At 63.3% G+C, this 25,670-nt stretch carries 20 protein-coding genes; 7 read left to right on the top strand and 13 right to left on the bottom strand.

Annotated features, from left to right (window positions below):
- Nucleotides 1–195: 195 nt before the first annotated feature.
- Nucleotides 196–963 carry an SDR family oxidoreductase gene (locus tag ASC85_RS24215; protein WP_003180553.1) on the bottom strand — a complete coding sequence of 256 codons (768 nt, stop codon included), beginning with the start codon at nt 961–963 and terminating at the stop codon, nt 196–198.
- Between the two features lie 24 nt (nt 964–987).
- Entirely contained in the window at nt 988–2,055 is a 1,068-nt protein-coding gene (locus ASC85_RS24220) for a phosphotransferase family protein (protein ID WP_003202820.1), read from the bottom strand.
- Between the two features lie 185 nt (nt 2,056–2,240).
- Between ASC85_RS24220 and ASC85_RS24225 the strand changes: the two genes are divergently transcribed.
- Nucleotides 2,241–2,636: a DUF4280 domain-containing protein gene (locus tag ASC85_RS24225; RefSeq protein ID WP_003202818.1), complete on the top strand. Its 396-nt coding sequence runs from the start codon at nt 2,241–2,243 to the stop codon at nt 2,634–2,636.
- A gap of 42 nt (nt 2,637–2,678) precedes the next feature.
- Here ASC85_RS24225 and ASC85_RS24230 read toward each other — a convergent pair whose 3' ends face one another.
- From ASC85_RS24230 to tssB, 10 genes are all read right to left on the bottom strand, one after another.
- The gene (locus ASC85_RS24230; RefSeq protein WP_057451693.1) at nt 2,679–3,221 is read right to left on the bottom strand and encodes a toxin-antitoxin system YwqK family antitoxin; all 543 of its coding nucleotides are present in this window, start codon (nt 3,219–3,221) and stop codon (nt 2,679–2,681) included.
- A 13-nt stretch (nt 3,222–3,234) separates the two neighbouring features.
- On the bottom strand, nt 3,235–5,244 hold the full coding sequence (tssI, locus tag ASC85_RS24235) for a type VI secretion system Vgr family protein (protein WP_057451694.1): 2,010 nt from the start codon (nt 5,242–5,244) through the stop codon (nt 3,235–3,237).
- A 137-nt stretch (nt 5,245–5,381) separates the two neighbouring features.
- Nucleotides 5,382–6,122: a hypothetical protein gene (locus tag ASC85_RS24240; protein ID WP_057451695.1), complete on the bottom strand. Its 741-nt coding sequence runs from the start codon at nt 6,120–6,122 to the stop codon at nt 5,382–5,384.
- A 28-nt stretch (nt 6,123–6,150) separates the two neighbouring features.
- On the bottom strand, nt 6,151–8,694 hold the full coding sequence (gene tssH, locus ASC85_RS24245) for a type VI secretion system ATPase TssH (protein ID WP_057451696.1): 2,544 nt from the start codon (nt 8,692–8,694) through the stop codon (nt 6,151–6,153).
- 1 nt (nt 8,695) lies between these two features.
- Nucleotides 8,696–9,721, bottom strand: a complete 1,026-nt coding sequence (tssG, locus tag ASC85_RS24250; RefSeq protein ID WP_057451697.1) for a type VI secretion system baseplate subunit TssG — start codon at nt 9,719–9,721, stop codon at nt 8,696–8,698.
- The gene (tssF, locus tag ASC85_RS24255; RefSeq protein ID WP_057451698.1) at nt 9,685–11,475 is read right to left on the bottom strand and encodes a type VI secretion system baseplate subunit TssF; all 1,791 of its coding nucleotides are present in this window, start codon (nt 11,473–11,475) and stop codon (nt 9,685–9,687) included. The genes tssG and tssF overlap by 37 nt, the downstream gene beginning before the upstream one ends.
- Complete coding sequence (gene tssE / locus ASC85_RS24260; protein ID WP_057451699.1) at nt 11,459–11,902, bottom strand: type VI secretion system baseplate subunit TssE; 444 nt, start codon at nt 11,900–11,902, stop codon at nt 11,459–11,461. Before tssE ends, tssF begins: the two co-directional genes overlap by 17 nt.
- Nucleotides 11,903–11,915: 13 nt before the next feature.
- Nucleotides 11,916–12,413, bottom strand: coding sequence for an Hcp family type VI secretion system effector (locus ASC85_RS24265; protein WP_046063980.1), 498 nt, complete (start codon nt 12,411–12,413; stop codon nt 11,916–11,918).
- A 247-nt stretch (nt 12,414–12,660) separates the two neighbouring features.
- Entirely contained in the window at nt 12,661–14,142 is a 1,482-nt protein-coding gene (tssC, locus tag ASC85_RS24270) for a type VI secretion system contractile sheath large subunit (protein WP_014337906.1), read from the bottom strand.
- Nucleotides 14,143–14,172: 30 nt separating this feature from the next.
- Nucleotides 14,173–14,733, bottom strand: a complete 561-nt coding sequence (tssB, locus tag ASC85_RS24275; protein WP_057451700.1) for a type VI secretion system contractile sheath small subunit — start codon at nt 14,731–14,733, stop codon at nt 14,173–14,175.
- Nucleotides 14,734–14,957: 224 nt separating this feature from the next.
- Here tssB and ASC85_RS24280 point away from each other — a divergent pair, with 224 nt between their 5' ends.
- The 5 genes from ASC85_RS24280 (at nt 14,958) to tssA (ending at nt 22,513) form a co-directional block, all read left to right on the top strand.
- The gene (locus ASC85_RS24280) at nt 14,958–15,407 is read left to right on the top strand and encodes a hypothetical protein (protein ID WP_013693577.1); all 450 of its coding nucleotides are present in this window, start codon (nt 14,958–14,960) and stop codon (nt 15,405–15,407) included.
- A 64-nt stretch (nt 15,408–15,471) separates the two neighbouring features.
- Complete coding sequence (tssK, locus tag ASC85_RS24285; protein ID WP_057451701.1) at nt 15,472–16,803, top strand: type VI secretion system baseplate subunit TssK; 1,332 nt, start codon at nt 15,472–15,474, stop codon at nt 16,801–16,803.
- Nucleotides 16,804–16,821: 18 nt separating this feature from the next.
- Nucleotides 16,822–17,586, top strand: a complete 765-nt coding sequence (locus ASC85_RS24290; protein ID WP_057451702.1) for a DotU family type IV/VI secretion system protein — start codon at nt 16,822–16,824, stop codon at nt 17,584–17,586.
- Nucleotides 17,583–21,407, top strand: a complete 3,825-nt coding sequence (locus tag ASC85_RS24295) for a type VI secretion system protein (protein WP_057451703.1) — start codon at nt 17,583–17,585, stop codon at nt 21,405–21,407. Before ASC85_RS24290 ends, ASC85_RS24295 begins: the two co-directional genes overlap by 4 nt.
- Nucleotides 21,404–22,513, top strand: a complete 1,110-nt coding sequence (gene tssA, locus ASC85_RS24300; protein WP_057451704.1) for a type VI secretion system protein TssA — start codon at nt 21,404–21,406, stop codon at nt 22,511–22,513. Before ASC85_RS24295 ends, tssA begins: the two co-directional genes overlap by 4 nt.
- Here the strand turns inward: tssA and ASC85_RS24305 are convergent.
- On the bottom strand, nt 22,510–23,463 hold the full coding sequence (locus tag ASC85_RS24305; protein WP_057451705.1) for a 2-hydroxyacid dehydrogenase: 954 nt from the start codon (nt 23,461–23,463) through the stop codon (nt 22,510–22,512). The two genes, tssA and ASC85_RS24305, sit on opposite strands and share 4 nt — an antisense overlap.
- Before the next feature lie 743 nt (nt 23,464–24,206).
- Here ASC85_RS24305 and ASC85_RS24310 point away from each other — a divergent pair.
- Complete coding sequence (locus ASC85_RS24310; protein ID WP_057451706.1) at nt 24,207–25,487, top strand: serine/threonine transporter; 1,281 nt, start codon at nt 24,207–24,209, stop codon at nt 25,485–25,487.
- Nucleotides 25,488–25,670: the final 183 nt, after the last annotated feature.

The following is a 25,670-nucleotide window of genomic DNA, read 5'->3' on the forward strand; positions in this document are numbered from 1 at the left end:
CTATACCCCACTCAGACGCCGGATAGATGAAAGCAAGCCAAACACGCATCAAGAACAGTATTGCAGAAAAGGGGGTAACCATAGATGTGGGAGCGAGCCAGCTCGCGATAGCGGTGGGTAAGCAGTACGTGTCTGACTGATACAACGCTATCGCGAGCAAGCTCGCTCCCACAGGGTCTTTCACAGGGTTCACTGTCAGGACAGGAACCCACCATCCACATTCAACGCCACACCCGTGGTGTAGCTCGAAGCATCGCTGGCCAGGTACAACACCGCGCCGGCCATTTCGCTCGGGTCGGCCACGCGCTTGAGGGGAATCTGCGCCAGGGCGGTCTTCAGGATGGCGTCGTTCTTGACCAGTGCCGAGGCGAACTTGGTGTCGGTCAGGCCCGGCAGCAGGGCGTTGCAGCGGATGCCGAACTGCGCGCATTCCTTGGCGAAGACCTTGGTCATGTTGATCACCGCAGCCTTGGTCACCGAGTAGATGCCCTGGAAGATCCCCGGCGAGATGCCGTTGATCGACGCCACGTTGATGATGCTGCCGCCGCCGTTCTCGCGCATCAGCTTGCCGGCTTCCACCGACATGAAGAAGTAGCCGCGGATGTTCACGTCCACGGTTTTCTGGAACGCACCCAGGTCGGTGTCCAGGACGTTGCAGAATTGCGGGTTGGTGGCGGCGTTGTTGACCAGGATGTCCAGGCGCCCGAACTGTTCGCGGATACCCGCGAATACCTGGCTGATCTGCTCCATTTCACCGATGTGGCAGGCGATGGCGGTGGCCTTGCCGCCAGCGGCGATGATCGCGTCGGCCACGTGCTGGCAACCGTCGAGCTTGCGGCTGGAAACGATCACATGGGCGCCTTGTTGGGCCAGCAGTTTGGCGATGGCCTCGCCGATGCCGCGGCTGGCGCCGGAAACGAAAGCGATTTTACCGTCGAGGTCGAACAACTGGGTCTTGGACATGCTGTTTCCTTGTTATAGGTGCGCTCAGAGCGTGGATTTGCTGATGACCTGCAGGCTCATCTGCTCCAGCAGTTTGTTCATCTGAACGAACTGCGCGAAGCGTTTGTCCTGGGTCTGGCCGTGGAAGAAGCGGTAGTAGATCTGCTGGACGATGCCGGCCAGGCGGAACAGCCCGTAGGTGTAATAGAAGTCGAAGTTGTCGATGCGGATCCCGGCGCGCTCGGCGTAGTAATCGACGAACTCGCGGCGGGTCAGCATGCCAGGGGCATGGCTTGGCTGACGGCGCATCAGTTGGACGGGGGCCGGGTCTGCGGCTTCGATCCAGTAGGCGAGGCTGTTGCCCAGATCCATCAACGGATCGCCGATGGTGGTCAGTTCCCAGTCCAGCACGCCGATGATCTGCATCGGGTTCTCCGGGTCGAGGATCACGTTGTCGAAGCGGTAGTCGTTGTGGACGATGCTCGACGTGGGGTGGTCGGCGGGCATCTTGTCGTTGAGCCAGGCCTTGACCGCTTCCCACTTCGGCGCATCGGGCGTCAGGGCTTTTTCGTAGCGGTCGCTCCAGCCGCGGATCTGCCGGGCCACGTAGCCTTCGGGCTTGCCCAGGTCGGCCAGGCCGCAAGCGTTGTAGTCGACACGGTGCAGCTCGACGAGCCGGTCGATGAAGCTCTTGCACAGCGCTTCGGTGCGGGCGGCGTCGAAACCCAGTTCCGGCGGCAGGTCGGAGCGCAGGATGATGCCCTTGACCCGTTCCATCACATAGAACTCGGCACCCATCACTGACTCGTCGGTGCAGTGCACGTAGGCTTTGGGGCAGTACGGGAAACCTTCGCGCAATTGATTGAGGATGCGGAACTCACGGCCCATATCGTGGGCGGACTTGGCCTTGTGGCCGAACGGCGGACGGCGCAGGACGAATTCCTGCTCGGGGTATTCCAGCAGGTAGGTCAGGTTCGACGCGCCACCGGGAAACTGGCTGATCTGCGGCACGCCGGTCAGGCCGGGAATGTGGGCCTTGAGGTACGGGTCGATCAGGTTGGCATCGAGTTCTTCACCGTCGCGCACGCGGGTGGACTGATCAGTAAACGCCATGCTTATCCCTTCTGCTTATTTTGGAGGCCATCGATCATTGGCTAATCTAATGGCGCGCGGGAGGCGTCACAAGCACGCCAGGGTCTTATAGGTTAGCGTGTTGCAGGATAATCAGCGGGCCTGATGCACGACGGCCATGGGCGAGCTATGGTTGTGAGGTCTGTCGCTTTCAGGGAGTCATCGCGATGGGATGCCCGCAAGTCTGTGGCACCGCGACCTTGCAATGCAGCTTCGGCGCTGCCCCGGCGGTGCTCAATGTGCTGCCGGTCAATCGCCTGCTGACCGGCGGGATGCCGGCAGCGAACATCATGGATCACATCCCGCTGGTGAACATCACCACGTTCGGCATGTGCATGAGCCTGGCGAATCCGACCGTGGCCGCCGCCACCGCTGCGGCACTCGGCGTGCTGACCCCCATGCCCTGCATCCCGGCCACCGCCGCCCCCTGGATCCCCGGCGGCGCCCCGACCCTGTTGCTGGGCAACATGCCGGCCATCGATGCCAACAGCACCTTGATGTGTACCTGGGCCGGGGTGATCAAGATCGTTGTGCCAGGGCAGGTGCAGATGCTCATCCCCTGATTGGCAATCTTGCAGGCATTGCACAGGGGGGGAAGACAATAGTCAGGCCTGCGCCGGATCATTCCAGCGCCTGAACCACCAGCGCACCCGGGAGATTGGCTTGCCTTCGGCGTCCAGCGGCCGGCCGTCTTCGGCGTAGGCCTGGGCCGGCTCCAGCAGTTGGCCGTTGAGGTAGCGGGCTTCGACCGCCGGGTTGCCGTTGGGGTGCAGGCGGCGATAGCGGCCGTCGCGCACGCCGTCGCGATAGACCTCGGCTTCGGCCAGTTGCCCGTCGGGGAAGTAGTTGTTGGCCTCACCGTGCAGCAACCCGCGGCGGTACGTGGCCTGGCGTTGCAACCCGCCTTCGGCCGCATAGAAACTCGCCACACCCTGCAACTTGCCCTTCACGAACGGCAATACCGCCGAGACCTTGCCATTGGGGTGGTACAGGGTGCTGGTGCCTTGCAGTTCACCTTGGCTGTAGCTGAGTTTTGCTTGCGGGCGTTGGGCTTCTTCGATTTGCAGCGGGCCGTCGAGCTGGCCATCGACCAGTTGCCCGCGCAGTTGGCTGTCGCCACGTTCCAGGTCGAGTCTCTTCGAGGCCATCGGTAGGTTCCTGTCAGTTGACCTTTACCAGGCCGCCCTTGATGGTCAGCATGCCGCCGCCGTCCACGGTCTGTTCGGCCGCCGCCTTGTTCACCAGGCTGATGCCGGCGTCATTGGTCAGGGTGGTGCCGGCCTTGTTTTCCAGCGAGGTGCCGGCCTGGTTGCTCAGGGCCGTTCCGGCTTTCTGGCTGATGGACGTGCTGGCCTGGGCCGCCAGGTCTGCGCCGCTCTTGATCGCGAAGCTGCCGCCGCTTTGCAGGGTCAGGGTACCGCTGACCTTGATGGTCAGGTTGCCGTCCACCGTCAGGTTGTAATTGCCGGTGACCTTGTGCTCGTAGTTGCCGCCGGTGCTGTGGGTCTGGTCCGAGCCCACGGTGACGGTGCGGGTGTCCTTCACATCGAGGCTGTCGCTGCCGGTCTGGATGGTCACGCTGCGCTTGCCTTTCTCCAGGGTCACGGTTTCGTCGCCATCCTTCACCGTGCGGGTGCGGGCGTTCTGCACCGTGAGGGTTTCGTCGTGGCCGACGGTGGCGGTGGTGTCGTTGAGCACGTTGATGTTGAAGTCTTTCTGGGCCTGGAGAAACACCTCTTCGGCGTCCTTCTTGTCTTCGAAACGCAACTCGTTGAAACCGCCGCCGCCCTTGGACGAATTGGTCTTGATCCCGGACTGGGTCTGGTTCGCCGGCAGGGCGTAGGGCAGGGCGTTATCGCCGTTGTAGACGCAGCCGGTGACCAGGGGACGGTCCGGGTCGCCGTCGATGAAGGTCACGATGACTTCCTGGCCGATGCGCGGCACGAACTGCATGCCAAAGCCTTTGCCGCTCCAGGGCAAGACCACGCGGACCCAACAGGATGAGGTCTCGTCGTTCTTACCGGTGCGGTCCCAGGGGAACTGCAATTTGATCCGGCCATATTCATCGGTCCAGATTTCTTCGCCGGCCTTGCCCACCACCAGCGCTGTCTGGGTGTGCATGCGCGGTTTTGCCGTGACGCGGGGCGGTCGATAGACCGTGGCCTTGGGGATCGCTTCGAAGCGGTTGCGATAGCTGTCGTGGCTGGCTTCGTGGCTGACCGAGGTCACGACCCAATCGATATTCAGCGTCGTGTCTTCGTGGCCGGCGAGGGTGAACCAATACCCTGGCACCAGCCAGCGGCAATCGCTTTCGCCGACAAAACGTTTCTCCTGGCTGCGCAGGCCGTCCACCCGCTGCTTGGTCAACGCATCGCCCTGGGCCTTGGCGGTGTAGCCGCCGGGATGTTCGTACATCGAGCTTGGCCCGGCCACGGCTTCGGCCTGGCTGTAGAGCGATGTCGTCGGTGTGGTGAATTCATAATCGGTCGCCTGGTAAACCCCGGCCACCGCTTGCAGGCACACTTGCCCGGAGCGGATGCCATGCAGTTCCCGCTCGCCGATTATCTGCCCGAGGTAGTTCACCGTCGGCCCGTTGGGAATCGGTGCGAAAGCGTCATTGCTGTCGGCCAGGACCAGCGTGTGGGTGCCTTCCTCGTGGGTGAAGAACCAGAAGATCCCGTCTTCTTCCAGCAGGCGCGAGACGAAGGCCAGGTCGGTCTCGCCATATTGCACGCAGTATTCGCGCGGGGTGTAGCTGCCGGTGAGCTTGAGCTGGAAGTCGGTGAAACCATGGGCCTTGAAAATCGTGGTGACGATGTCCGAGGTGGCGAGGTTCTGGAATACGCGGTTGTTGCTGGCCAGGCTCAGCCACCAGAGCCAGGGCCGGAGCAGGAGTTGATAGCGATCGGCGGTGGCGTCGGCGGGGAGCTGGCGGATTTCCGCGACCAGCAAGTCCAACGGGCGCAGCAGCGCGTCCTTGTGCAGGGTCGTGGTGACATGGCTGGCAACGGCGGTGGTGAGGGTTAACGAGGCGCCGTCGTTGATGCCGTTGAGGATGTGCGAGCCCAGGGCGTTGAGGCTTTCTTCGCCCGATAGCGATTCAGGGTACAGCGCCGACAGGGAAGTGGCGGTCAGGGAGAGGGTGGTGTTGCTGTCAGTGGTGCGGGGCATCAGACATTCTCGGCGTATTAAAATACCTTCGGGAAACCCGTCTGCCGGTCCGGCCCATAAGCATGAGTCTACCGGGAGGCAGTGGCTCTGTTCCTGTCAATGTCCGTTGCGAGCACTCATGTGGTTCACCTTGAGCTTCATCCAAGACCGTGGAATTGATTTCGATAAAATAATGCGCTTGCCGGGTTACCTGCAAAGTAGTGATACGACACCCCCTGTTTGGCACCGTTACAGGGACCGCACATAAGCTGCAGGTTGCACATGTCATGTTCGATCAGGGTGCTCACGGTAATATTGAAATCCGGATCCCCTGGGTGAATCAGTTTGGTATGGGCATTCGGCAAATGGGCGATGTCGAATTCGAATACCTCGATACTTTCCTGGCGGGTAACACTGTCCCAAATTTTGGCCCTGATGATGCCACTTCCCGGGTCAACGCCATATCGCCCGATATCGGTCAATGCCGTGCTCGGATTGATCTGATACTCAACGATGTAGTTCCCTGTGACCTGTTCGATCACATTGTTGTCATCCAGGGTTATGGTTATCCGTTGCCTGAGCGGACCGGGTGAGCGGGGCGGAACGACTTGCTGAAATAAGATTCTATTGGGTATTTCTTCTCTACTTAGAACATGATCCGCCTGGGCCAGATAGACCGGCAATACTCTGTTGCACAGACAGCGGAAGGTATCCTCCAAGCCAGCGCCATAGTCTTCTTGCTGGGGGCGGGCAATATCAGCGCCGCGCCAGATTGTTCGAAAATAATCCCAATTTTCGATTAAGGACTGGCGGGTTTCATTCCAGCCGACCACGAAATTTCGATCGGCGCTGTTCACGGTTGAATTGATAACGGCAACCACTTCTCGAGTTAAGGACATGTTCACTCCCTTCTGACTTGTCTAATGCCTATTCCAACACCCACTCCGCCAACTTCCCTGTCACTTGCGTCATCAACACATTCTCGACGTCCCGTGCCCCCGCCGCGCTGCATTTGGCCAACACGGCCTTGACGATCCCGGCATCGAATTCGAACTGCTTGCCCGTTGCAGCCTTGTAGCGCCCGCGCAGTTTTTCCAGCTTCGCCAGCACGATCCCCTCCAGTGTCGCTTCATCCAGCGGCCGGTATGCCACCACGGTCATGCGCGCCAAAAACGCCGGGCGGAATGCTTGCAGCAGCACCTTGTGCAGGGCTTCGTTGAAGGCGTCGCTACCCAGTTGCGCGGTCGGTGTGTCCAGCAGCAGCTCGGCGCCAACGTTGCTGGTGGCGAGCATCACGGTGTTCTTGAAGTCCACCACCAGGCCGGTGCCGTCTTCCATCAGGCCTTTGTCGAAGACGTTGTAGAAGGCTTCGAGCACATCCGGGTGGGCTTTTTCGATTTCATCCAGCAGCACCACCGAATAGGGTTTGCGCCGCACCGCTTCGGTGAGCACGCCGCCGCTGCCGTAGCCGACGTAGCCGGGTGGGGCGCCTTTGAGTTGGCTGACGGTGTGGGCTTCCTGGTACTCCGAGAGGTTGATGCTGATCAGGTTGCGTTCACCGCCGTACAAGGCGTCGGCCAGGGCGTAGGCGGTTTCGGTCTTGCCCACGCCGGTGGGGCCCACCAGCAGGAACACGCCGACCGGTTTCTGTGGGTCGGTGAGGCCGGCGCGGTAGGCTTGCAGGCGTTGGGCGATGGTGTTCAGCGCGGTGCTCTGGCCCATGACCCGCTGGCCCATGCGCTGGCCGAGGGTGCGCACGGCGTGGGCTTCGTCGGCGAGCATCTTGCCCACCGGGATGCCGGTCCAGCCGGCAATCACGGCGGCGACGGTCTTGCTGTCCACCTGTTCGGGCACCAGCGGATCGTCCTGGCGAATGGCATCCAGGCCAGCCTCGAGGCGCAGCAGTTCGGCGGCCAGGTGGTCGATGCGGTTATCGATCTCGGTGTCGGCTTTTTCACTGTCGGCGCGTTCGCTCAGGGCAAGCAGTTCGCGCCGGGTGTCGAGCAATTCGCGCACGGCTTCGCGCTCTTCGCCCCAGCGGGTTTCCAGCTCGCGGATGGCCTGCACGTTGCTGGTCGATTCGCCTTCGAGCAGGGTGATGCGTTCGCGGTGATCGAGCCCGGTGGCTTGTTCCCGGCGCAGGCGTTCGACCTCGTCCTTGAGGCTGTTCTGCCGATGGCGCAGGCTTTCCAGCGGCGGCGGCACGTCGTGCTGGCCGAGGGCGACCCGGGCGCAGGCGGTGTCGAGCACGCTGATGGCTTTGTCCGGCAACTGTCGCCCGGAGATGTAGCGGTGGGACAGCTTCACCGCCTCGTGGATGGCCGAGTCCAGCACCTGCACGCCGTGGTGCTGTTCCAGTTTGCTCGCCACGCCGCGGAGCATTTCCACAGCGGTGAGTTCGTCCGGTTCTTCGACCTGCACCAGTTGAAAGCGGCGGGCCAGGGCCGGGTCTTTCTCGAAATATTTTTTGTATTCCAACCAGGTGGTGGCGGCCAGGGTGCGCAGCTCGCCTCGGGCCAGGGCCGGCTTGAGCAGGTTGGCCGCGTCGCTGCCGCCTTCCGCACCGCCGGCGCCGATCAGCGTATGGGCTTCGTCGATGAACAGGATGATCGGTTTTTCGGCGCTGCGTACCGCGTCGATCACGCCTTTGAGGCGCTGTTCGAATTCACCTTTGACGCCGGCACCGGCCTGCAACAGGCCCAGGTCGAGGACACGCAGGGTGACTTCCTGCAACGACGGCGGCACATCCCCGGCGGCGATACGCAGGGCCAGGCCTTCCACCACCGCGGTCTTGCCGACGCCCGGCGCACCCACCAGGATCGGGTTGTTCTGCCGGCGCCGGAGCAGGATGTCGATGCACTGGCGGATCTCGCCGTCGCGGCCGACGATGGGGTCTATGCGCCCGGCCCGGGCGTCGGCGGTCAGGTCCTGGGTGTACTGGTCCAGCACCGGGTCCTGTTTCTGGGGAGGCTCGCCGGGTTTGGCCGGGCGCACGCCACCGACATGCTCACGGGAGCTTTCGGTCCACTCCAATAGGTGGGCGCGCAGGGCGTCGCGGGGAATGCGCAGCAACGACGAGGCGCTGTTGAGCAGCAGGCTGCGGCGCTCATCACGGTCCAGTAGCGCCAGTAGCAACAGCCCGGAGCGGATGCTGTCCAGGCCCAGCACACTGGCCTGGACCACGGCGTCTTCCAAGAGGCCGATGGTTTGCGCCGACAGGGCGGGTGTACGGGTGCTGCCGGATTTGAACAGGTCCAGGGCCTTGTTGGTTTCCGTCGCCACCGCGTCACGCTCCAGACCGAATCGTGGCAGCAGGCAGGCAAAATCACCGCCCTCGATGTCGAGCAATTCCAACAGCAGGTGTTCGATTTCCACGTAATGATGGCTGCGCTGCATGCAGCGTTGCGCGGCCCGTTCCAGGGCGCGGCGGTTGTCCGGGTTGAGGCGTCCGATCAGGCTGGCCAGTTCCATTTCAGGCAATCTCCGGCTGACGAAGGCGGGTTTCGATCCGTTGCACGGCGAGGGTTGGCTGGCGTTGCAGGCCACCGTTCCAGTTCAGCCGTGGCGCTGCCTGGCGCTCCAGTTGCAGCGGGCCGGCGCCACGGATCAGCAACACCAGGGTGCAATCCAGGTCGGGGCCGAAGTACAGGGCGTAAAGGCTGGCGAGCAGCGCATGGGTTTCGCCGTTGGGCAGCAGTCCGCTGGCCTGGCCCGTGGTCAGCGGGCCGAGGGTCAGGCGCACGCCGGCATGTTCGTCCCAGACGTGGGTGCCGGTCACCACGTTGCGGCCCAGGCACAGGTTGCGCCCGCCCGGTTGCAAGCGGCTGCGGCTGGCTGGCGGGATTTCACGCCAGCCACCTTCGTAGGCGGTCAGCTCCACGGGCAGCCCGAACTGTTCACGGACAATCGCCGCGAACCCGTCCAGGGAGCGCCGGCCATCGGCGTACAGCGCGGTGCAGGCCAGTACCGCCGAGTCGGGGGCGGCCTGGCGCTCCTGCAAGGCCTTGGGCAGCAGGCCGGTCAACGCCCGCAGTTGCGCGTGTACGGCGGACGATCCCGGGGCAGTGAAACCCAGGGCGATGCGATGTTTGCGCATTACCTTGTAAAGCAGGCTGAGCAGGCGATGCTGGAACAGGTCGAGGAATTCCGCCGGGGCATAGTCCTTCGCCCGTGCCCGTTGTTGCAGCCATTCCTGGTAGGCGTAGGGCAACGGGCCGTCGGGGCCGCCGAGGCCGAAGATCGGCGTTGTGAGGGTTGGCGGCAGGCCGGGTTCCTGGCTCAGGCTCTCGACTTCACTGGCGGCGAACAGCGGCGTCAAGGGCCCGCGCAGGCGCAAGGCTTCGGCGTGCGGCGCGGTGCCGCTGCCCAGGGGTTCGGCCTGGGGATGTTCGCGTTCGAGCAACAGCAAGGCCTGGAGCCATTCGAAGCGTTGCGGGTCGCGCCGCAGGCGCTGGCTCAGGTTCAGAGCACCAGGGGTTTGCCGGCTTGGGGTTGCCATGTCTTCACCTCCTTGTCGGACTGGACCAGCACGGTGCGCACGAAGCGATTGGCGGTGGCATAAAGGGAAAAGAATTGCGCCAGTACCCCGGAGAACAGCACGGCGCTGCTACCGACGAAGTGTTGCGGGTCCAGTTGCAGGCGCACCTCCAGGCCGTTGCGCCAGCCGCGCCAGGCGTCTTCGCCGACATGGGCGATAACCCGGTCGCAGCCCAGCCCCGATACCCCTTCGATCTGGCGATGGGCGCTGGCCTCGTCCCGCAGGTTGTGCAATTGGAGAATCTCGCGCAGGGCGTCCAATGCCTGGGGGCCTTCGACCAGCGACAAATGGTTGAGGGTCAATTGCGACACCAGCCGCCAGCGCGATTCGCCGTCCAGGCGCGGCAGGCTTTGCGGGCTGGGTGGGTTGCGCAGGCGCGCCCAGGCCACTGGCCCCGGCCGCTCGAAACCCAGCGGGGTGCCAGCCGGCAGGCTCTGGGCCAGGTGGCGGTTGGTGCACAGCAGTTCGGCGGTGAGGCTGTAGTCGCGGGTGTCGGCCAGCGGGTCGAACTGGGTGTCCACCAGGCTGACCATCAAGTCGGTGCCCAGTCGGTTCGGGCTCATGCCACTGACCCGACGCGCATGCCAATAACAGGTTTGGTCGCTGCCATGCTGGCTGCCGTAATAGGCCGGCACTTTGCGCACGCCCTGGCTGGACATGGCACGCATGCCACGGATGCTGTGGATCTCGACGCTGTTTTCCCGATGACTGTCGGCCACCAACCGGTACTCGCTGCGGGTGCCATCCGGGCGCAGCGGCTCGGAAGTCCTGGGAAACAGGTTGATCACCGGCGTGCAGCCCAGGGCGATGTCGCTGGCCTGGAGCGGCAGGCGGCTGGTGGGAGGGCGGTCGAAAACGATGTACAGGTACAACGACGGGCCGTCGCTGGTGGCGCCGGCCAGTGGCAGATCGAAGAAACCGAATTTATCCGGGAAGGCAAAGTACTCGGCCAGCAGGCGCATGCCCGGATGCACACCGTCTTCATCCGGCAGCAAGACTTGGTCACTGGCGAAGCCGACGATCTGTGGCAAGCCTGTCAGTGACTCCGGCACGCTGCCCGGCGCACCGGCCAGGACCTCGATGGCGTGCGCGCCCAGCAAATCGTACAGCCCGGCGTTGATGATCGGTGATGCCGCCAGGTGTACCCGCAGCGAGTCGATTCCCAGCGTCGACCACTGGCTTTCGCCCAGGCACCGCAGCTCCAGGCGCAAGGCCGAGCGGGCCCGGACCACTCCGGTCAGCGCCTGGGCTTCGTCGCTGCCCAGCAGCAATGCCTCGCTGATTTCCACCGGCCACAAATGCACGGCGGCGGTGGTCCGAAAATGAATGCTCTGGCCTGTGTCCGTGGTGACGAACAACGGTGTGTCGCGGGGCAGCGGGTAGCCCTCGTTCAAGTTGCCTTTGCTGGGGTCGGGTTCGAACTGCACGATGGCGCACGACGGCAAGGGGCGCATGGCCAACGGGTAAAGCTGTTCGAGCAGGGCATCGCTGAATTCGGCGTAGTCGTCGTCCAGTCGGCGTTGCAAGCGCGCGGCCAACAGGGCGAAACCTTCCAGCAGGCGCTCGACATGCGGGTCGGGGCACTCGCCGGGGGACAACTCCAGGCGCCGGGCGACCTTGGGGTAGCGCTCGGCGAACAGGCTCCCGGCATGCCGCAACCAGGTCAGTTCGCGTTGGTAATAGTCCAACAGTTGCGGGTCAATCGAGTCGCTCATGTCGTACCTCAAGGCCGTCGCCGGCGTGCTCGATGACAAAGGCCACGGGCCAGGCATGCAGGTCGCCGCGCAGCTCGCCCAGCAGCCGTATGCACAGTTGCTGCGGATGGCCCGGCACCGGGCAGACCTCGACCTCGCCCAGGCGCAGGCGAGGTTCGAAGTGGGTGATGGCCTGGCGGATTTCCCGGGTCAGTTGACGGCGGTCATCGCTGCGCTGCTGTTGCAGCGCGGTCCAGTCGGCAATGCCGTAGTCCAGGATGCTCGGCGGTTCGGTCAACGCCCGTGGGCCGCGTCGGATATTGAACAGGCGCGACAGTTCGGCATGCACCGAGTCTTGCAACGCCTGCCGGTCGAACGCCCGCCCGGTATCGTTCGTCGGGCTGGCCAGGCGTTCGAACAGGGGTGGGCGCAGCCCGAAGCCAGCCATGGGCGCGGCTTCCCTACTTGGTCATTTTGTTGGCGGCCAGGTCCCAGGTCGTGCCCGCCGTGCCTTCCTTGGTGCCGTCGTCTTTCTGCGCGGTGAGCTCCCATTTGATCTTGGTGAAGTTCAGCGACAGGGTTTCCACCGGTTTGCCGCCGGTGCCGCCGCTGACACTGACGTTGGACAGCACGACGTTGGTCAGGGTGTAGATGATGAACGGCATGAGTTTGCCGCTGCCCTCGGCGGCATTGCGGCCAATGGTGATGACGGCTTGCGGGATTGGCTTGCCGGCGCAGCAATACTCATTGAGGGTGGGGGTGGAGCTGTCGACGAATTTGGTCAGGGTGAATTCGCCGATGTGGGGCCGGCCGGAGGTGCGCTCCGAGTTGCTGACGTCGTTGGTGACCTGCATCGCCACGTTGTGGCTGTAGGACATGACCTCGATCTTGTCCGTGAAACCCTCCAGCAGGCTGTCGCCCTTGATGTCGCCGCCGAGGTCGAGAATGATTGCATCCATTGTGTGGAACTCCTGAAGAAGACGAAATGGGCGGTGCCCGATACCGATCCGTTAAAGATGAACGCCGAACCTGTGGCGAGGGAGCTTGCTCCCGCCGGACTGCGCTGTAGGAGCTGTCGAGTGAAACGAGGCTGCGATCTTTCCCCAGACACTTGAATCAAAAGCGAAAGATCAAGATCAAAAGATCGCAGCCTTCGGCAGCTCCTACACATAGCCCAGTGGGAGCTTGCTCCCTCGCCAAGGGCGGTCAGGCAGCTACCGGCGGCGGCAGGGTCGCCACCAGGCGGATCGAGGCGGTCAACTCCTCCAACTGGAAGTGTGGCCGCAGGAACACCGTGGCCTTGTAGGCGCCTGGCTTGCCGGCCACTTCCGTCACGTCCACCCGTGCTTCGCGCAACGGGTACTGCGCCTTGATCTCTTGCGGCGCGTTGTCGTTGATCAGCACATAGTCGGCGATCCAGTTGTTGAGGTAGGTCTGCACGTTGTCGCGGGTCATGAAACTGCCGACCTTGTCGCGCATGATCACCTTCAGGTAATGGGCGAAGCGCGAGGCCGCGAGCACATACGGCAACATCGCCGAGATCCGCGCGTTGGCGTTGGCCTCGTTGGTGTTGTAGAGCTTGGCCTTGTTGGTGGTCTGGCCGCCGAAGAACACCGCCACGTCGCTGTTTTTCTTGTGGCACAGGGAGATGAAGCCCAGGTCGTTGAGTTCTTTTTCGCGGCGGTCGGTGATCGCCACTTCGGTCGGGCATTTGAGCGACAGGTCTCCGGAACTGGTGCGGAACGTATGGGCCGGCAGGCCTTCGACCGCGCCACCGCCCTCGGCCCCGCGAATGGCTGCGCACCAGCCATATTTGGCAAAGGCTTCGGTGATGCGTTGCGCCAGGGTCCAGGCGGCGTTGCCCCACAGGTATTTGCTGTGGTCGGTGCCGTTGACGTCTTCGACGTAGTTGATGCCTTCCACCGGCAGCGTGTCCGGGCCGTAGGGCAGGCGCAGCAGGAAGTGCGGCAGCACCAGGGATACGTAGCGCGAGTCTTCGCTTTCACGGAAGGCGCGCCACTTGATCAGCTCCTGGCTCTCGAAAATCTTCGACAGGTCCCTGGGGATCGCCAGTTCGGTGAAGCTGGTCATGTCGAACAACCGCGGGCTGGCGGCGGCAATGAACGGGGCGTGCGCGGCGGCGGCGACGTTCGAGAGTTTTTCCAGCAGGCCGATGTCCTGGGGGTGCCGGCCAAAGGTGTAGTCACCCACCAGCAGGCTGAACGGGTGCCCGCCGAAGGTGCCGTATTCTTCCTCGTAGATTTTCTTGAACAGCGCGCTCTGGTCGAATTCGACGGCTTTTTCCAGATCGTTCTGCAGTTCTTTCTGGGTGACGTTGAGCAGGCGCAATTTGAGCCGAGTGCTGGTCTCGGTGTTCTGCACCAGCAGGTGCAGGCCGCGCCAGGAGGCTTCGAGTTTCTGCAGGTCAGGGTGGTGCAGTACTTCGTTGAGCTGGGCGCTGATCAACTGGTCGATCTGGCTGATGCGGTCGTTGATCATCGCCACGGTGTCCTTGTCGATGGCCATGCCTTCGTCGAGGACCTGGGTGGCGAATTCGGCCAGCATGTCGCGGGCGTAGTCTTGCTGGCTGTCGTCGTGGGCCATGCGGCCCTCGGCGATGATCTTGTCCAGCAGGGACAGGGTCTGGGTCGTGCTCTCGCTGGTTTGAGCGCTGGATGAAGCAGGCATGGCGTTATCTCCCTTGAATGATGCGCGCGATCAGGCCTGTGGTTCGGCCGGGGCAGGGTCATCGTTGGCGGCCACGGTCGGCAGCTCTGGCGGTACGTCCTGGGGGCGCGCCGACTTGATTTCCTGCAGGCCTTCGGTGTTGGCGATCACGTCGCGCAGCAGCTTGTCCAGGTCGTCGTTGCCATCGAGTTTGGTCAACAGGTCCCGCAGGCGTTGGCGCGCTTCGAACAACCGGCGCAACGGCGTGACCTGCTCCACGACCTTGACCGGGTCGAAGTCGTCGATGTGATGGAAGTTGAGTTCGATGTTGAGCTTGCTGTCGTCGCCGCTGAGGGTGTTGTTCACCTGGAGCGTGGCGCGGGGGGAGATGGACGCGAGTACCTCGTTGAAATTATCCCGATCGATTTCCGTGAAGCGCCGCTCGTTGAGCTTGGGCAGCGGCTCCAGTGGCTTGCCTGAGAGGTCGGCCAGAATGCCGACCACCAGTGGCAATTCTTTTTTCTCGATGGCATTGCCGATTTCCACGTCATAGGTGATCTGGACGCGGGGAGGACGGACTCTGTCGAGCTTGTGCTGGGTACTTTCTGCCATGGCGGCCGACTCCGATGCATGTGTGGGCGCAATGCATCGGGAGTCCCGCTCATCGCATTCCCTTGCTGATCCACAGGTTGCAAATGGACGGCAGAAAACCTGTCATTCCCTTGACGAACCTGGCGCATTCGACCGTGTGGGTCGAACTACCCAAGACGCTAGAACAGGTCTATAAAAAAGCAAGCAAAAACAATTTTTGACCGCTGAGAAAAGGAAGATTCATTTTGCGTGGGTTTTTTTTCGGATTTTTTTTGAGCCTGGCACTCACCGGTTGCTCGCTTTTTGCCCCCAGCGTCGACCTGGGCAGCCTGACCCTGGACGTCGCGCCGCGTGCCAATGACGACACGCCGATCGCGGTGGATTTCATCGCGGTGAACGACCCGGACCTGCTCAAGCAGCTGTCGGGCATCACCGCCAGCCAGTGGTTCGCCGAGCGCGAACAGTTTCAGCGCGACTATCGCCAACTCATGTCGGTGTGGGGGCTGGAGCTGGTCCCAGGGCAATTCATCGACCGCCAACCCTTCCCGTTGGAGGGGCGGCGCGCCGCTGGACTTTTGGTCTTCGCCAGCTATAACACTCCCGGAGCCCACCGGCTTCGGCTGGACGATCAGCGCGAGGCCTGGCTGAAGTTCGACAGTCGCGAGATGACCCTCGTGAATGACGGGGCTCGATGACAGCCAGCCTTGAGTGACCGCGGGCCGCCATGCGCGGCGACATTGGGATGTCGAAGGGAGTCGTATGAGTCTGTTACCTGACGCGGTGTGCTGGCATGAGGGCATGCAATTGCTGCCCCAGCATTTTCAATTGCAAGGGCTGCGCGCCGAGGCGCTGGCCGCGTATTTTGCCGGGGCCTGCAACCCTTGGTTCTGGGGTGTCAGCCAGTTGGAAGTCGATCCTTCGGCCCTCAGCGCCGGCCAGGTGCGGCTGCTGCAATTGCAAGGCACCTTGCCGGACGGCTTGCCGGTCAATCTGCAGGCCGGTGTCGGGCCGACCCTGGAGCTGGACATCGGCGAGGCGATCGACAAGACCGACGACGCCACCGTGACGGTGTACCTGGCCGTCAGCCCACTGTGGCGCGCCGGGCAACTGGTGCCGCTCAAGGGGCGCCTGCAATCGGTGGTCGGCGAGGCGTTGCCAGACCTCACCAGCGGTGCATTTCCCGAGTCGATCACCGTCTGGCGACCCAACCCGAGGCTGTGCACGCAACTGAGCAAGGCCGATTCGATCTGCCTGCCGCTGTTGCGCATCCGCAAGGAGGGCGGTGGTTTCTGGCGCGTGCCTTACACCCCGCCAACGCCGATCCTGTTGCCGGAGTCGGCCCTCGGTCGACGGATCGCCGGGGTGTGCGCCCGGGCCCGGGAGAAGTGCATGTTTCTCGCCGGTCGCTTGCGCCAGGCCCAGGCGGCCGGCAACCAGGACGATGCCATGGAGATCCGCCGGCAGTTGACCGCCTTGTGGGCGCGCTTGCCGGAAGTCGAAGGGGCGCTGAACACCCGGGTGGCCACGCCCCAGGCACTCTACGGTTTGCTGCTGGGGCTGGCCGGGAGCTGGTCGGCCCTCGATCCGCTGGCGGGCGTCCCGGCCTTCGCGCCGCTGGATTTCCTCGAATTGCAGCGCGGCTACGAGCCGTTGCTCGACTGGCTGGAAACCACCCTGGAACTGGTTCGCGCCGGCTATCGCAGCCTGGCCTTCGAACGCAATGAGCAGGTCTTCTCGATCCAGTTGCCTGACGACCAACCGGACCAGCGCCTGGTGATCGGCCTGCGCATGCCCAACGGCGCCAGCGAGCAGGCGGCGGGCGAGTGGTTGCGCGGGGCGATCATCGCGTCGGCGCGGCACATCCCGCTGCTGAGCCGACAACGCATGAGCGGTCTGCCCCACCAGGCCATGAGCCGCAACGAACAAGTGGCCTACAGCGTGGGCGAGGACACCCGTTTGTTTGTGGTGGCCGCCAGCGGGCAATGGTTCGACGCGCAATTGCCGCTGCACATCGTGGCGCCGGCCTCGGCCCAGGCCAGCAGCCCGTGGCAAGTGGTGTTGTTCGTGGCGCAAGCCAGTGAAAGTGCCTGATCGCAAAAGGGGAGTCGTATGCCTGATGGAAGTGGCGGGGCGGTTCGGAGTCTGCATGAGGCGCCGCTGAGCAGCGCTTTTCGCCAGGCCTGGCTGAAGTGGTCCCAGGAGTGGCAAGACTTGCCCAAGGACAGCGACCCTGCGGTATTGGTCAATCGGGTGGTGGAGTTCTCCGGGCGCAGCGCCCAGCGTCTGTGGCGGGTGGCCTTCGCCACCGTCGGCGATGCCGCTACCGAGCAGGTCAAGGCGCTGGTCTACGCCTTCGTGGCGCTGGTGGACGAAACCTTGCTGTTCAGCCCCTGGCCCGGACAACTGGCGTGGCAGCAGCACCCCCTCGAGTCACGCATGTATGCCAGCCGCCAGGCCGGCGAGCGCTTGCCGGCGGCGATCAAGAAACTGCTGGACGAGCAGATGCCCGGCACCCGGGACCTGGCCAATGTCTACTTGCAGTGCCTGATCCTCGGGTTCCAGGGCCGGCTGCGCGGCGAGCCCGGCCAGGTCCAGCATGAGAAATGGCGCCTGGCGTTGTTCACGTTTGCCTGGCAACACGAACCCGATTATGTCGATGTCAGCCAGCGCCTGGCGCTGTCTTCGGCGACGCCGCCACTGCGCATGCCGGTGCAGCAATCGCTGCCGGACGGCTTTCGCCTGGGGCTGGCGATCCTGGCGATGGTGTTGTTGCTGACCGGGTTGGGGCAGGTGTTCTGGCGTGACATCCGTTCGGAGCTCGAACCGGTGTTGCAACTGAACGAGTCGGCGGTGGTTCAGGAGCTGGATTCATGAGCCCCCTGAGCATCGTTGCCCTGGTGGTGCTCGCCATCGTCGTGGTGCTGTTGATCTCGGCCCTGATCTGGTGGCTGCGGACCCAAGGCGGGGCGGCGATCCGCAGTTTCTATGGGGCGGTGCGCCGCATGGAGCAGGAGCAGGGCACCCGGGACCGCTATCAGATGCCCTGGTTGATGATGCTCGGCAACGAAAGCGACGGCGCCCAACTGTGCGCCCAGTGGCGCTTGCAACCGACCGACAAGGTCGCCTGGTTCGGGCGCTGGTTTTCCGATGCCGAGGGCTCGGTGCTGGTGGTGCCTCAGGCGTTGTTCCTGCCCGATGACGGCATGAACCGGCAACGGGGAAATTGGTGGCGCCTGCTGGGGCTGATGTTGCGCTTGCGCAGCAAGCGGCCATTGGATGCGGTGATCTGGACGGTGCCGTTCAGCACCCTTGACGACATCGAGCACACCACCGAGCTGAGCCTCAAGGTCCGGCGGTGCTTTATCGACCTGTTGCAACGGTTCGGCCTCAGCCTGCCGGTGTACGTGGTGATCACCGGGATGGAAGAACTGCCCGGGGTCCAGGAACTGGTCAGCGCGCTGCCCGCCGAGGCGCGTGAATCGATGCTGGGCTGGTCCTCGCCCTATTTGCCGGATGCGGCCTGGCAGTCGCAGTGGAGTGACCAGGCCCTGGATCAGGTCAACGCGGCGCTGTCGCAATCGATCATCGAGATCGGTGCGCTGTCGGGGCAATTGGGCAGCGATTTGTATGGGTTGCCGGAGCGCTTCGAAGGCTTGCGACGGGCCTTGCAGATCCTGCTGGAGCCGGTGTTCCAGGGCAATGCCCAAGGCGAAGCACCGCGTTGTCGCGGGGTGTATTTCACTGCCAGCCAGGCGCCGGTTGTCAGCGGTGATGGTTTGACCGCCGCCGACAGTGCCCAGCGGCAAACCGTGTTCGCCCGGCAATTGTGGTCACGACGGCTGGTGGCTGAGCGTGGCCTGGCCCAGCCCGTGCCACGGCTGTTGCGCCTGCGCCAGCGCGGGCATCGGTTGGTCGGCGCGGTGGCGTTGGTGGTGGGCCTGGTCTGGTTGGGTGGCATGGTCTGGGTCTGGCACGATTCGGTGGAAGAAGCGGAAGGGCTGTCGCGGTTGATCCTCAGCACCCATAAGAACCACCTCGTGGTCGACCCTGACGAACCGCAGCTGGAACCGACCCGACACAACGTGCAGAACTACTGGAACATGTTGGAAAAGGCCCCGAGCTGGCGCTTCGTCTCGGTGGTCTTTCCTACGTCGTGGTTCTCTTCCGTGGACACGCAGCTGGAGAATGGGTTGCGCCTGACGGCTCGTCACCATTGGATATTGCCTCTGCGGGACCTGCTCAATTCCGACCTGGAACAGCTCAAATCCATCCGCAACACTGAGCGGCGGGGCAATGTGGAGAACGAAGACCCGGCGCAGTGGCAGAGCTACGTGAAAGCCAAGGAACTGGTGGAGCTCGCGGTACGCCTTGAGCAGCACAACCAGATGTTCAGCCAGGTGGTGAACGATCCCAAGGCACCGCTGGACGAACTGGTGCAACTGAGCAACACCGCCTTGTCCCTGGGTCTCAACACCGGCACCTTGAGCCGGCCACGGTTCTATAACCGGGTGCTGTTCGATGCCCAGAACAGCGATTTGAAAGGGCTGGACCTGAACGCCGCGCGCCCGGTGATCTCCGATAATTTCACCGGCTTGATGCAGCGCTGGCTGGACCATTACTTCCTGGCGGACAACTTCGTGCGCCAGGCCGGCTACCTCAAACTGCACCTGCAACGGCTGGAGGCCGGCGGCGGCAACTCCTTGAGCGAACTCGAAGACCTGATGGCGCTGATCGACGATTTGCAGACGCTGGTCAGCCTGACCAACTCGGCCTGGGGCCGGGGCAAGGGCCAGGACCTGGTACCCGGCTACAGCCAGATGCTGGACAAGGTCAGCCACAGCACGTTGTTGGGGCCGGATATCGAGCAGGACCTGGAGAGTCAGGCGGCGAAACTCCAGCAGAGCTTTCGTGACCAGTGGATCGTCCAGACCGGTTCACGGGACAATCTGCTGGTGCAGCAGGGCAGTGGCCTGCTGGTCTTGCAAGACCATGTCACGGCGCTGGACGGTGCGGTGCAGGCGTTGTTCAAGCGTGATTTCGTGGCGCTGGCCATGCAGAAGGATCCGTCGGGCAACAACCCCGATTCGATGGGCCAGGGCGATGGCAGCGATGATTTCAGCGTCGCGCTGAACTACTTCGCCAGCTACAAGAGCTATGCCAATGAAGAAATGCCGCGCATTCCGCCGGATTACCGTGACGCGCTGATGCAGGCCGCTGAAGGCGCCGCGGCCCGGGCCATGTGGTTGAGCCTGGATGAAAGCTACGAGGCGTTGCCCGGCATGGGCTTCAATGTGCAAACGACCCAGGCCGTTGCGCTGCAAAAGGCCTTCATGGACGTGCACCGTGGCGACCTGGCGATTCGTTTCCAACGTCTGCTCAATCGCCGGGCACTGGCGCAACTCAAGAGTGGCCTGGACGAAATCGATGCCCAGCCGCTGTTCAGCCAGCGGGCCGATGTCCAGCGTTGGGACGGTTCGAAAAACTTCGGCTTGCAACTCTACGGTGCCAGCGATCCGCAAGACCTGAAGTTGAACCTGGCCCAGCAATTCGGCGCGATGCTGCAGATCGCCGAGCAGCGGATGCCCGCGCTGGAATGGTTGATCGTCCAGCAGGACAACCTGTCGGCCCTGGAACACGACCAGGTGGCACGCTTCATGGCCCTCAACGATGAATTGCTCAAGTACAAGAACCAGAACCCGGCCAGCTCGGCGGCCCAACTGGAACAATTGGTCAGCCGGGACTTTATCGCCATGGACACCACTTCCTGCGCGCAGATCTTGCAGACCTCCAGCCTGCCCGGCGGACGCGGTGACCTGGCCCTGCGCACCGTCGCGTTGCAGCAGGGCGCCTTGCAACGTTGCTTGTACCTGCAACAGAACCAGGCGGCGACGGCCTGGAATGACCTGGCCAACTATTTCAATCAGTACCTGGCCGGGCGCTTCCCGTTTTCCCAGGACGTGCGGGCCAGCGATGCCGACCCGGCGCGGGTCCAGCATTTGCTGGAGCTGATCGACACGCGCCTGCCCCTGGCCCAGGCCGGGCTGACGTTGAGCCAGACACCTGACCGGCTGGCGGCCGAGGATTTCCTCAACCGTTTGAAACAGGCCGGTACTTGGCTCGGGCCGCTGTTCGTGCGGGACAAGAGTGGCATCCTTGGGGTGGAAATGGACGTGCGCTGGCGTACCGATCGCGATGAGGAGCGCGGCGCCGACCAGGTGATCGCCTGGAGCCTGGACGCCGGCAACCAACAGATCAGCTACCCCGGCGGCGGCCAGCAGAACCTGCGCTGGATGGTCGGCCAACCCGTGCGCCTGACCTTGCGCTGGGCCCGTAACGGCTACCAGCGTCCGGCCAATGATCCGCTGCAACCGAACCTGGTGGTGCGCGACCTGGAGGCCGGTTGGGAGTACCAGGGGCCCTGGTCGTTGCTGCGCCTGATGCGCTCGCAGGTGTCGGTCCAGCGCCAGCCGAATGTCGACTACACCGATTTTCCCCTGGCCCTGCAACTGCCGGTGACCGCCCAGACCCAGGCCCGCACGGCGCAGCAAACGTTGATGTTCATGCGTCTGTCGTTGATGAGCCAGGGCTCCAAGCTGCCCCTGTCGATCCCGCCGCTGCCGACGCGGGCGCCCCGTTCACCTTTCATGGCGACCGCATCGAGCCCCGCCATTGCCACTCGTGAGGAGGGCCTGTGAGCTTGCCGATATCGCCTTTGCCTGAGCTGGTCAGCCAGTTGCTCGAGCCGATCAGCGCCGAATCGCCCTCTGGCCCGGACCTGCGCTACGAACCGGAATATGACCAGTTGCGCGAATTGCGCCGGGAGGACGACACCAGCCTGCCCACCGGTGTGTGGCAGTCTTCGATCAAGCGCGCCCTGTGGCCGGACCTGGAACGGCTCGCGACCACGTTGCTGCTTGAACGCAGCAAGGACCTGATGATCAGCGCCTGGCTGGGGGAGGCCTGGCTGCATATGGCTGGGCTGGAAGGGTTGCCGGGCAGCCTGGCGCTGGTGGCAGGGCTGTGTGAGCGCTATCCGGAGCAGTTGCACCCCCAAGCCGAGGAAGGCGACCAGTCATGGCGGGTGATCCCCCTGGAGTGGTTGGCCCGTCGCTACAGCGAAGTGCTGCTGACGCGGGTGCCGTTGTTCGACGGCCGGGAGCAGGCCTTCGCCGCTTTCTGCCTGGACGACTGGCAACGCTTGCAGCGCCAGCAAGTGTTGGTCAACGACAGCAAGAACGCCAAGGCCTCGGCCGAAGCGGCGCGCAACGATCAAAAGAAACTCGGCGAACTGATTCGCAACACACCCTTGTCGTTCTGGTTGCATCGCCAGGGCAGCCTGATGTTGAGCCTGCAACACCTGCAACGGCTCGAAGCCTGGAGCGACGCTTACCTGGGCAACCTGGCCCCGGGCTACAAATCCCTGCAGGACGTGATGCAGGCCTTGTTGGCACTGGTAGAGGAGTTCATCGCGATGCACCCACAGCAACCCACCGTCGCGCCGGTGCAAACGTCCCCGGCGTCCACGACGTCCACGACGTCGACGACGTCGACGACGTCGACGTCCCAGCCGCAGACGGCACCTGCCCAGGTCTTCCAGGAACCGGCCAATCGTGAAGAGGCCTACCGACAGTTACTGGTCATCGCCGGTTACCTGGCCCGTACCGAACCCCACAGCCCGGTGCCCTACCTGATCCGACGCGGCGTGGAGTGGGGCAACAAGCCGTTGAGCGAGTTGCTGGGGGAACTGATCAGTGCCGATGCCGAATCCCGGCGCTTGTGGACGTTATTGGGCGTTCTCTAACGCTCCTCGTCGGGCCACGGTACTGGCGTCAACACCGGTTTGCCGGAAAAGAACGCGGTCAGGTTCTGGCCCACCAGCTCTACCATTGCGCGGGTCGCTTCCGGCGACAGGCCGGCCACGTGGGGTGTGAGGACGACGTTGGGCAGGTTTTTCAACGCCTGCGGCACCTCGGGCTCGTGATCGAACACATCCAGAGCCGCACCGGCAATTCGCCGGTGCTCCAGGGCGCTGATCAGATCGGCGGTGGCAACCACGCTGGCCCTGGCGACGTTCACCAGAAACCCTTTTGGGCCGAGCGCATCGAGGGTCTGCTTGTTGATCAACTGCCGGGTATCCAGGCCGCCTGGCGTGGCGACGATGAGGAAGTCCGAAACCCGTGCCAGTTCCGTGGGCGTGGCGCAGAAGGTGTAGGGCACGTCATTGCGCACCCGGCGATTGTGATAGCTGATACTCATGTCAAAGCCCAGGGCGGCCCGCTTGGCGATTGCCATGCCCACCGCGCCAAGGCCCAACACGCCCAGCCGCTTGCCCGCCAGGGAAGGGCGCGCAACCCTTGGCCATTCGCCCCGCCGCAGGGCGGCATCGGAGTGGGGTATGTCGCGCACCAGCGCCAGCAACAGCGCCATGGCATGGTCGGCCACCGACGACGCGTTGACCCCGGCGCCGTTGGTGACCACGATGCCCCGATGGCGCGCGGCCTGCAGGTCGACTTGTTCGTAGCCGGCACCGATCACGCAGATGATTCTCAGGTTGGGCAGGGCGGCGATCTCTTCCTCCGTCAGGCCCAGGGGGCCGCGGGTCAGCACTGCGCTGAAGCGTTCACCGTGTTCGAAAATCGCCGTCTTGCGTTCGGCAGGCGTGGGCGCCAATTCCAGGTGGTAACCCTGCTTTTCGAGAATCGGCAGGCATTCATTGACGGTTTCAACCAATACCAGAACGGTTGCGGTCATGCTGGGCTCCTGTGGGCGCTGGGGCGATTTCACGTATTCAACCTGATTGTAGGAGCCGGGGGCAGGGGGGCTTGGCTTTTTATGTGCATTTCGGTCGTAGTGTGAGTACATATCCATTTCTGCGGTAACGGCCGCTTAGGGTTCCGCCCTGACGGCGGGTCACTTTCGAAAAGCGTGTACGGACCGGACACATGGTTAACGGGGCGCCCGAGATCAAAGTCCACCGCGAGGCGGCCTAGTAGCCGACCTGGTTCTCCCGGTCATACACCCGTCAGATCTGTTTGAGCAGGACCTGTGGGAGCAAAGCTTGCTCGCGAGGCGGCCTAGTAGCCGGCCTGGCTCTCCTGGTCGTACACCCATCAGATCTGTTTGATCAGGACCTGTGGGAGCAAAGCTTGCTCGCGAGGCGGCCTGACAGCCGACCTGGCTCTCCTGGTCGTACACCCATCAGATCTGTTTGAGCAGGACCTGTGGGAGCAAAGCTTGCTCGCGAAGGCGGCGGTACATTCAGTGCTGGTGCAAGCTGACCCACCGCTATCGCGAGCAAGCTCGCTCCCACAGGGAATGCAGGGCTAATTCTATGGCAGCGATCTGATACGCATAACCGCTCCTCAGCTAAGTCTTTGCTTCTGCTCACTAATCCCGGACAATCGCGCCCCTGTTTCGGCCAGGGCGCTGCCTGTCGGGTTTTTCCGACTCGTCCCGGCCGGGTGCATGTGACCGGAATACGGAGATCCGCCCGGATGAATGATCAGGCCAATAGCGTCGAAGAGCGCTTTGAAGCGACAGTCCCAGCCACCCTCAGCCAATGGAGTCGCCAGGACACCACGTGGATGCTGGGCCTGTTTGGCACCGCCATCGGTGCAGGTACTCTGTTTTTACCCATCAATGCGGGCCTGGGCGGCTTCTGGCCGTTGCTGATCCTGGCGGTGCTGGCGTTCCCCATGACGTTCTATGCCCACCGGGGCCTGACCCGCTTCGTGTTATCCGGTCGCGATGGCGCGGACATCACCGAGGTGGTGGAAGAACATTTCGGCCTCAAGGCCGGTGCGCTGATCACGCTTCTGTACTTTTTTGCCATTTTCCCGATCCTGCTGATCTACAGCGTGGCGTTGACCAACACGGTGGGTAGCTTCCTGGAGCATCAGTTGCATATCCAGCCGCCTCCTCGGGCTGTGTTGTCCCTGGTGCTGATCCTGGGCCTGCTGGCGGTGGTTCGCTGCGGCGAGCAGGCGATCGTCAAGGCCATGAGCCTGATGGTCTACCCGTTCATCGTTGCGCTGCTGTTCCTGGCGGTGTTCCTGATTCCCCACTGGAACGGCGGCATCCTGACCACGGCGTCCACGCCGCCTGAGGCTTCGGCGCTGCTGCATACCTTGTGGCTGGCGATCCCGGTGATGGTGTTCTCGTTCAACCATTCACCGATCATCTCGGCCTTTGCGGTGGACCAGAAACGTCGCTACGGCGGCAACGCCGAGGAACGCAGTTCGCAGATCCTGTCGCGTGCCCATGTGCTGATGGTGGTGATGGTGCTGTTCTTCGTGTTCAGCTGCGTGCTGACCCTGAGCCCGGCGCAACTGGCCGAAGCCAAGGCGCAGAACCTGTCGATCCTGTCGTACCTGGCCAACCACTTCAGCAACCCGACTATCGCCTTTGCCGCGCCGTTGATTGCGTTTGTCGCCATCTCCAAGTCGTTCCTGGGGCACTACATCGGCGCCAGCGAAGGCCTCAAGGGCCTGATCGTCAAGAGCGGCCGGCGGCCAGCGCCCAAGACCCTGGATCGCCTCACCGCGGCGTTCATGCTGGTAGTGTGCTGGATCGTCGCTACCCTCAACCCGAGCATCCTGGGCATGATTGAAACCTTGGGCGGGCCGGTTATCGCGGCTATCCTGTTCCTGATGCCGATGTATGCCATTCGCAAAGTTCCGGCCATGGCCCGATATCGTGGCCAGGCTTCGAATGTCTTCGTTACGTTGGTGGGGTTGGTGGCGATTACGGCGTTGGTTTACTCCCTCTTGGCTTAGGCCTTTTGTGGGGGGCGTGATTTTTGAGGTTGGTGTGTATATCCGTTTCTGCGGTAACGGCCACTGGCGGTTCCGCTCTTACAGCCAGCCCTTTCAAGGTCTTTTGGCTTTAGCGGCCTTGAGCACCCGATCCGTCGACACATGAGCATTCGCGGCTTTGCCTTCCAGCCACTCTTTGGATTT

Source organism: Pseudomonas sp. Root401, from assembly GCF_001425105.1.
GTDB lineage: Bacteria > Pseudomonadota > Gammaproteobacteria > Pseudomonadales > Pseudomonadaceae > Aquipseudomonas > Aquipseudomonas brassicacearum.

Coding starts and splice junctions, on each gene's coding strand:
- ASC85_RS24215 (WP_003180553.1), bottom strand. CDS start 963: ATGTCCAAGACCCAGTTGTTCGACCTCGACGGTAAAATCGCTTTCGTT.
- ASC85_RS24220 (WP_003202820.1), bottom strand. CDS start 2,055: ATGGCGTTTACTGATCAGTCCACCCGCGTGCGCGACGGTGAAGAACTC.
- ASC85_RS24225 (WP_003202818.1), top strand. CDS start 2,241: ATGGGATGCCCGCAAGTCTGTGGCACCGCGACCTTGCAATGCAGCTTC.
- ASC85_RS24230 (WP_057451693.1), bottom strand. CDS start 3,221: ATGGCCTCGAAGAGACTCGACCTGGAACGTGGCGACAGCCAACTGCGC.
- tssI (WP_057451694.1), bottom strand. CDS start 5,244: ATGCCCCGCACCACTGACAGCAACACCACCCTCTCCCTGACCGCCACT.
- ASC85_RS24240 (WP_057451695.1), bottom strand. CDS start 6,122: ATGTCCTTAACTCGAGAAGTGGTTGCCGTTATCAATTCAACCGTGAAC.
- tssH (WP_057451696.1), bottom strand. CDS start 8,694: ATGGAACTGGCCAGCCTGATCGGACGCCTCAACCCGGACAACCGCCGC.
- tssG (WP_057451697.1), bottom strand. CDS start 9,721: ATGGCAACCCCAAGCCGGCAAACCCCTGGTGCTCTGAACCTGAGCCAG.
- tssF (WP_057451698.1), bottom strand. CDS start 11,475: ATGAGCGACTCGATTGACCCGCAACTGTTGGACTATTACCAACGCGAA.
- tssE (WP_057451699.1), bottom strand. CDS start 11,902: ATGGCTGGCTTCGGGCTGCGCCCACCCCTGTTCGAACGCCTGGCCAGC.
- ASC85_RS24265 (WP_046063980.1), bottom strand. CDS start 12,413: ATGGATGCAATCATTCTCGACCTCGGCGGCGACATCAAGGGCGACAGC.
- tssC (WP_014337906.1), bottom strand. CDS start 14,142: ATGCCTGCTTCATCCAGCGCTCAAACCAGCGAGAGCACGACCCAGACC.
- tssB (WP_057451700.1), bottom strand. CDS start 14,733: ATGGCAGAAAGTACCCAGCACAAGCTCGACAGAGTCCGTCCTCCCCGC.
- tssK (WP_057451701.1), top strand. CDS start 15,472: ATGAGTCTGTTACCTGACGCGGTGTGCTGGCATGAGGGCATGCAATTG.
- ASC85_RS24290 (WP_057451702.1), top strand. CDS start 16,822: ATGCCTGATGGAAGTGGCGGGGCGGTTCGGAGTCTGCATGAGGCGCCG.
- ASC85_RS24295 (WP_057451703.1), top strand. CDS start 17,583: ATGAGCCCCCTGAGCATCGTTGCCCTGGTGGTGCTCGCCATCGTCGTG.
- ASC85_RS24305 (WP_057451705.1), bottom strand. CDS start 23,463: ATGACCGCAACCGTTCTGGTATTGGTTGAAACCGTCAATGAATGCCTG.
- ASC85_RS24310 (WP_057451706.1), top strand. CDS start 24,207: ATGAATGATCAGGCCAATAGCGTCGAAGAGCGCTTTGAAGCGACAGTC.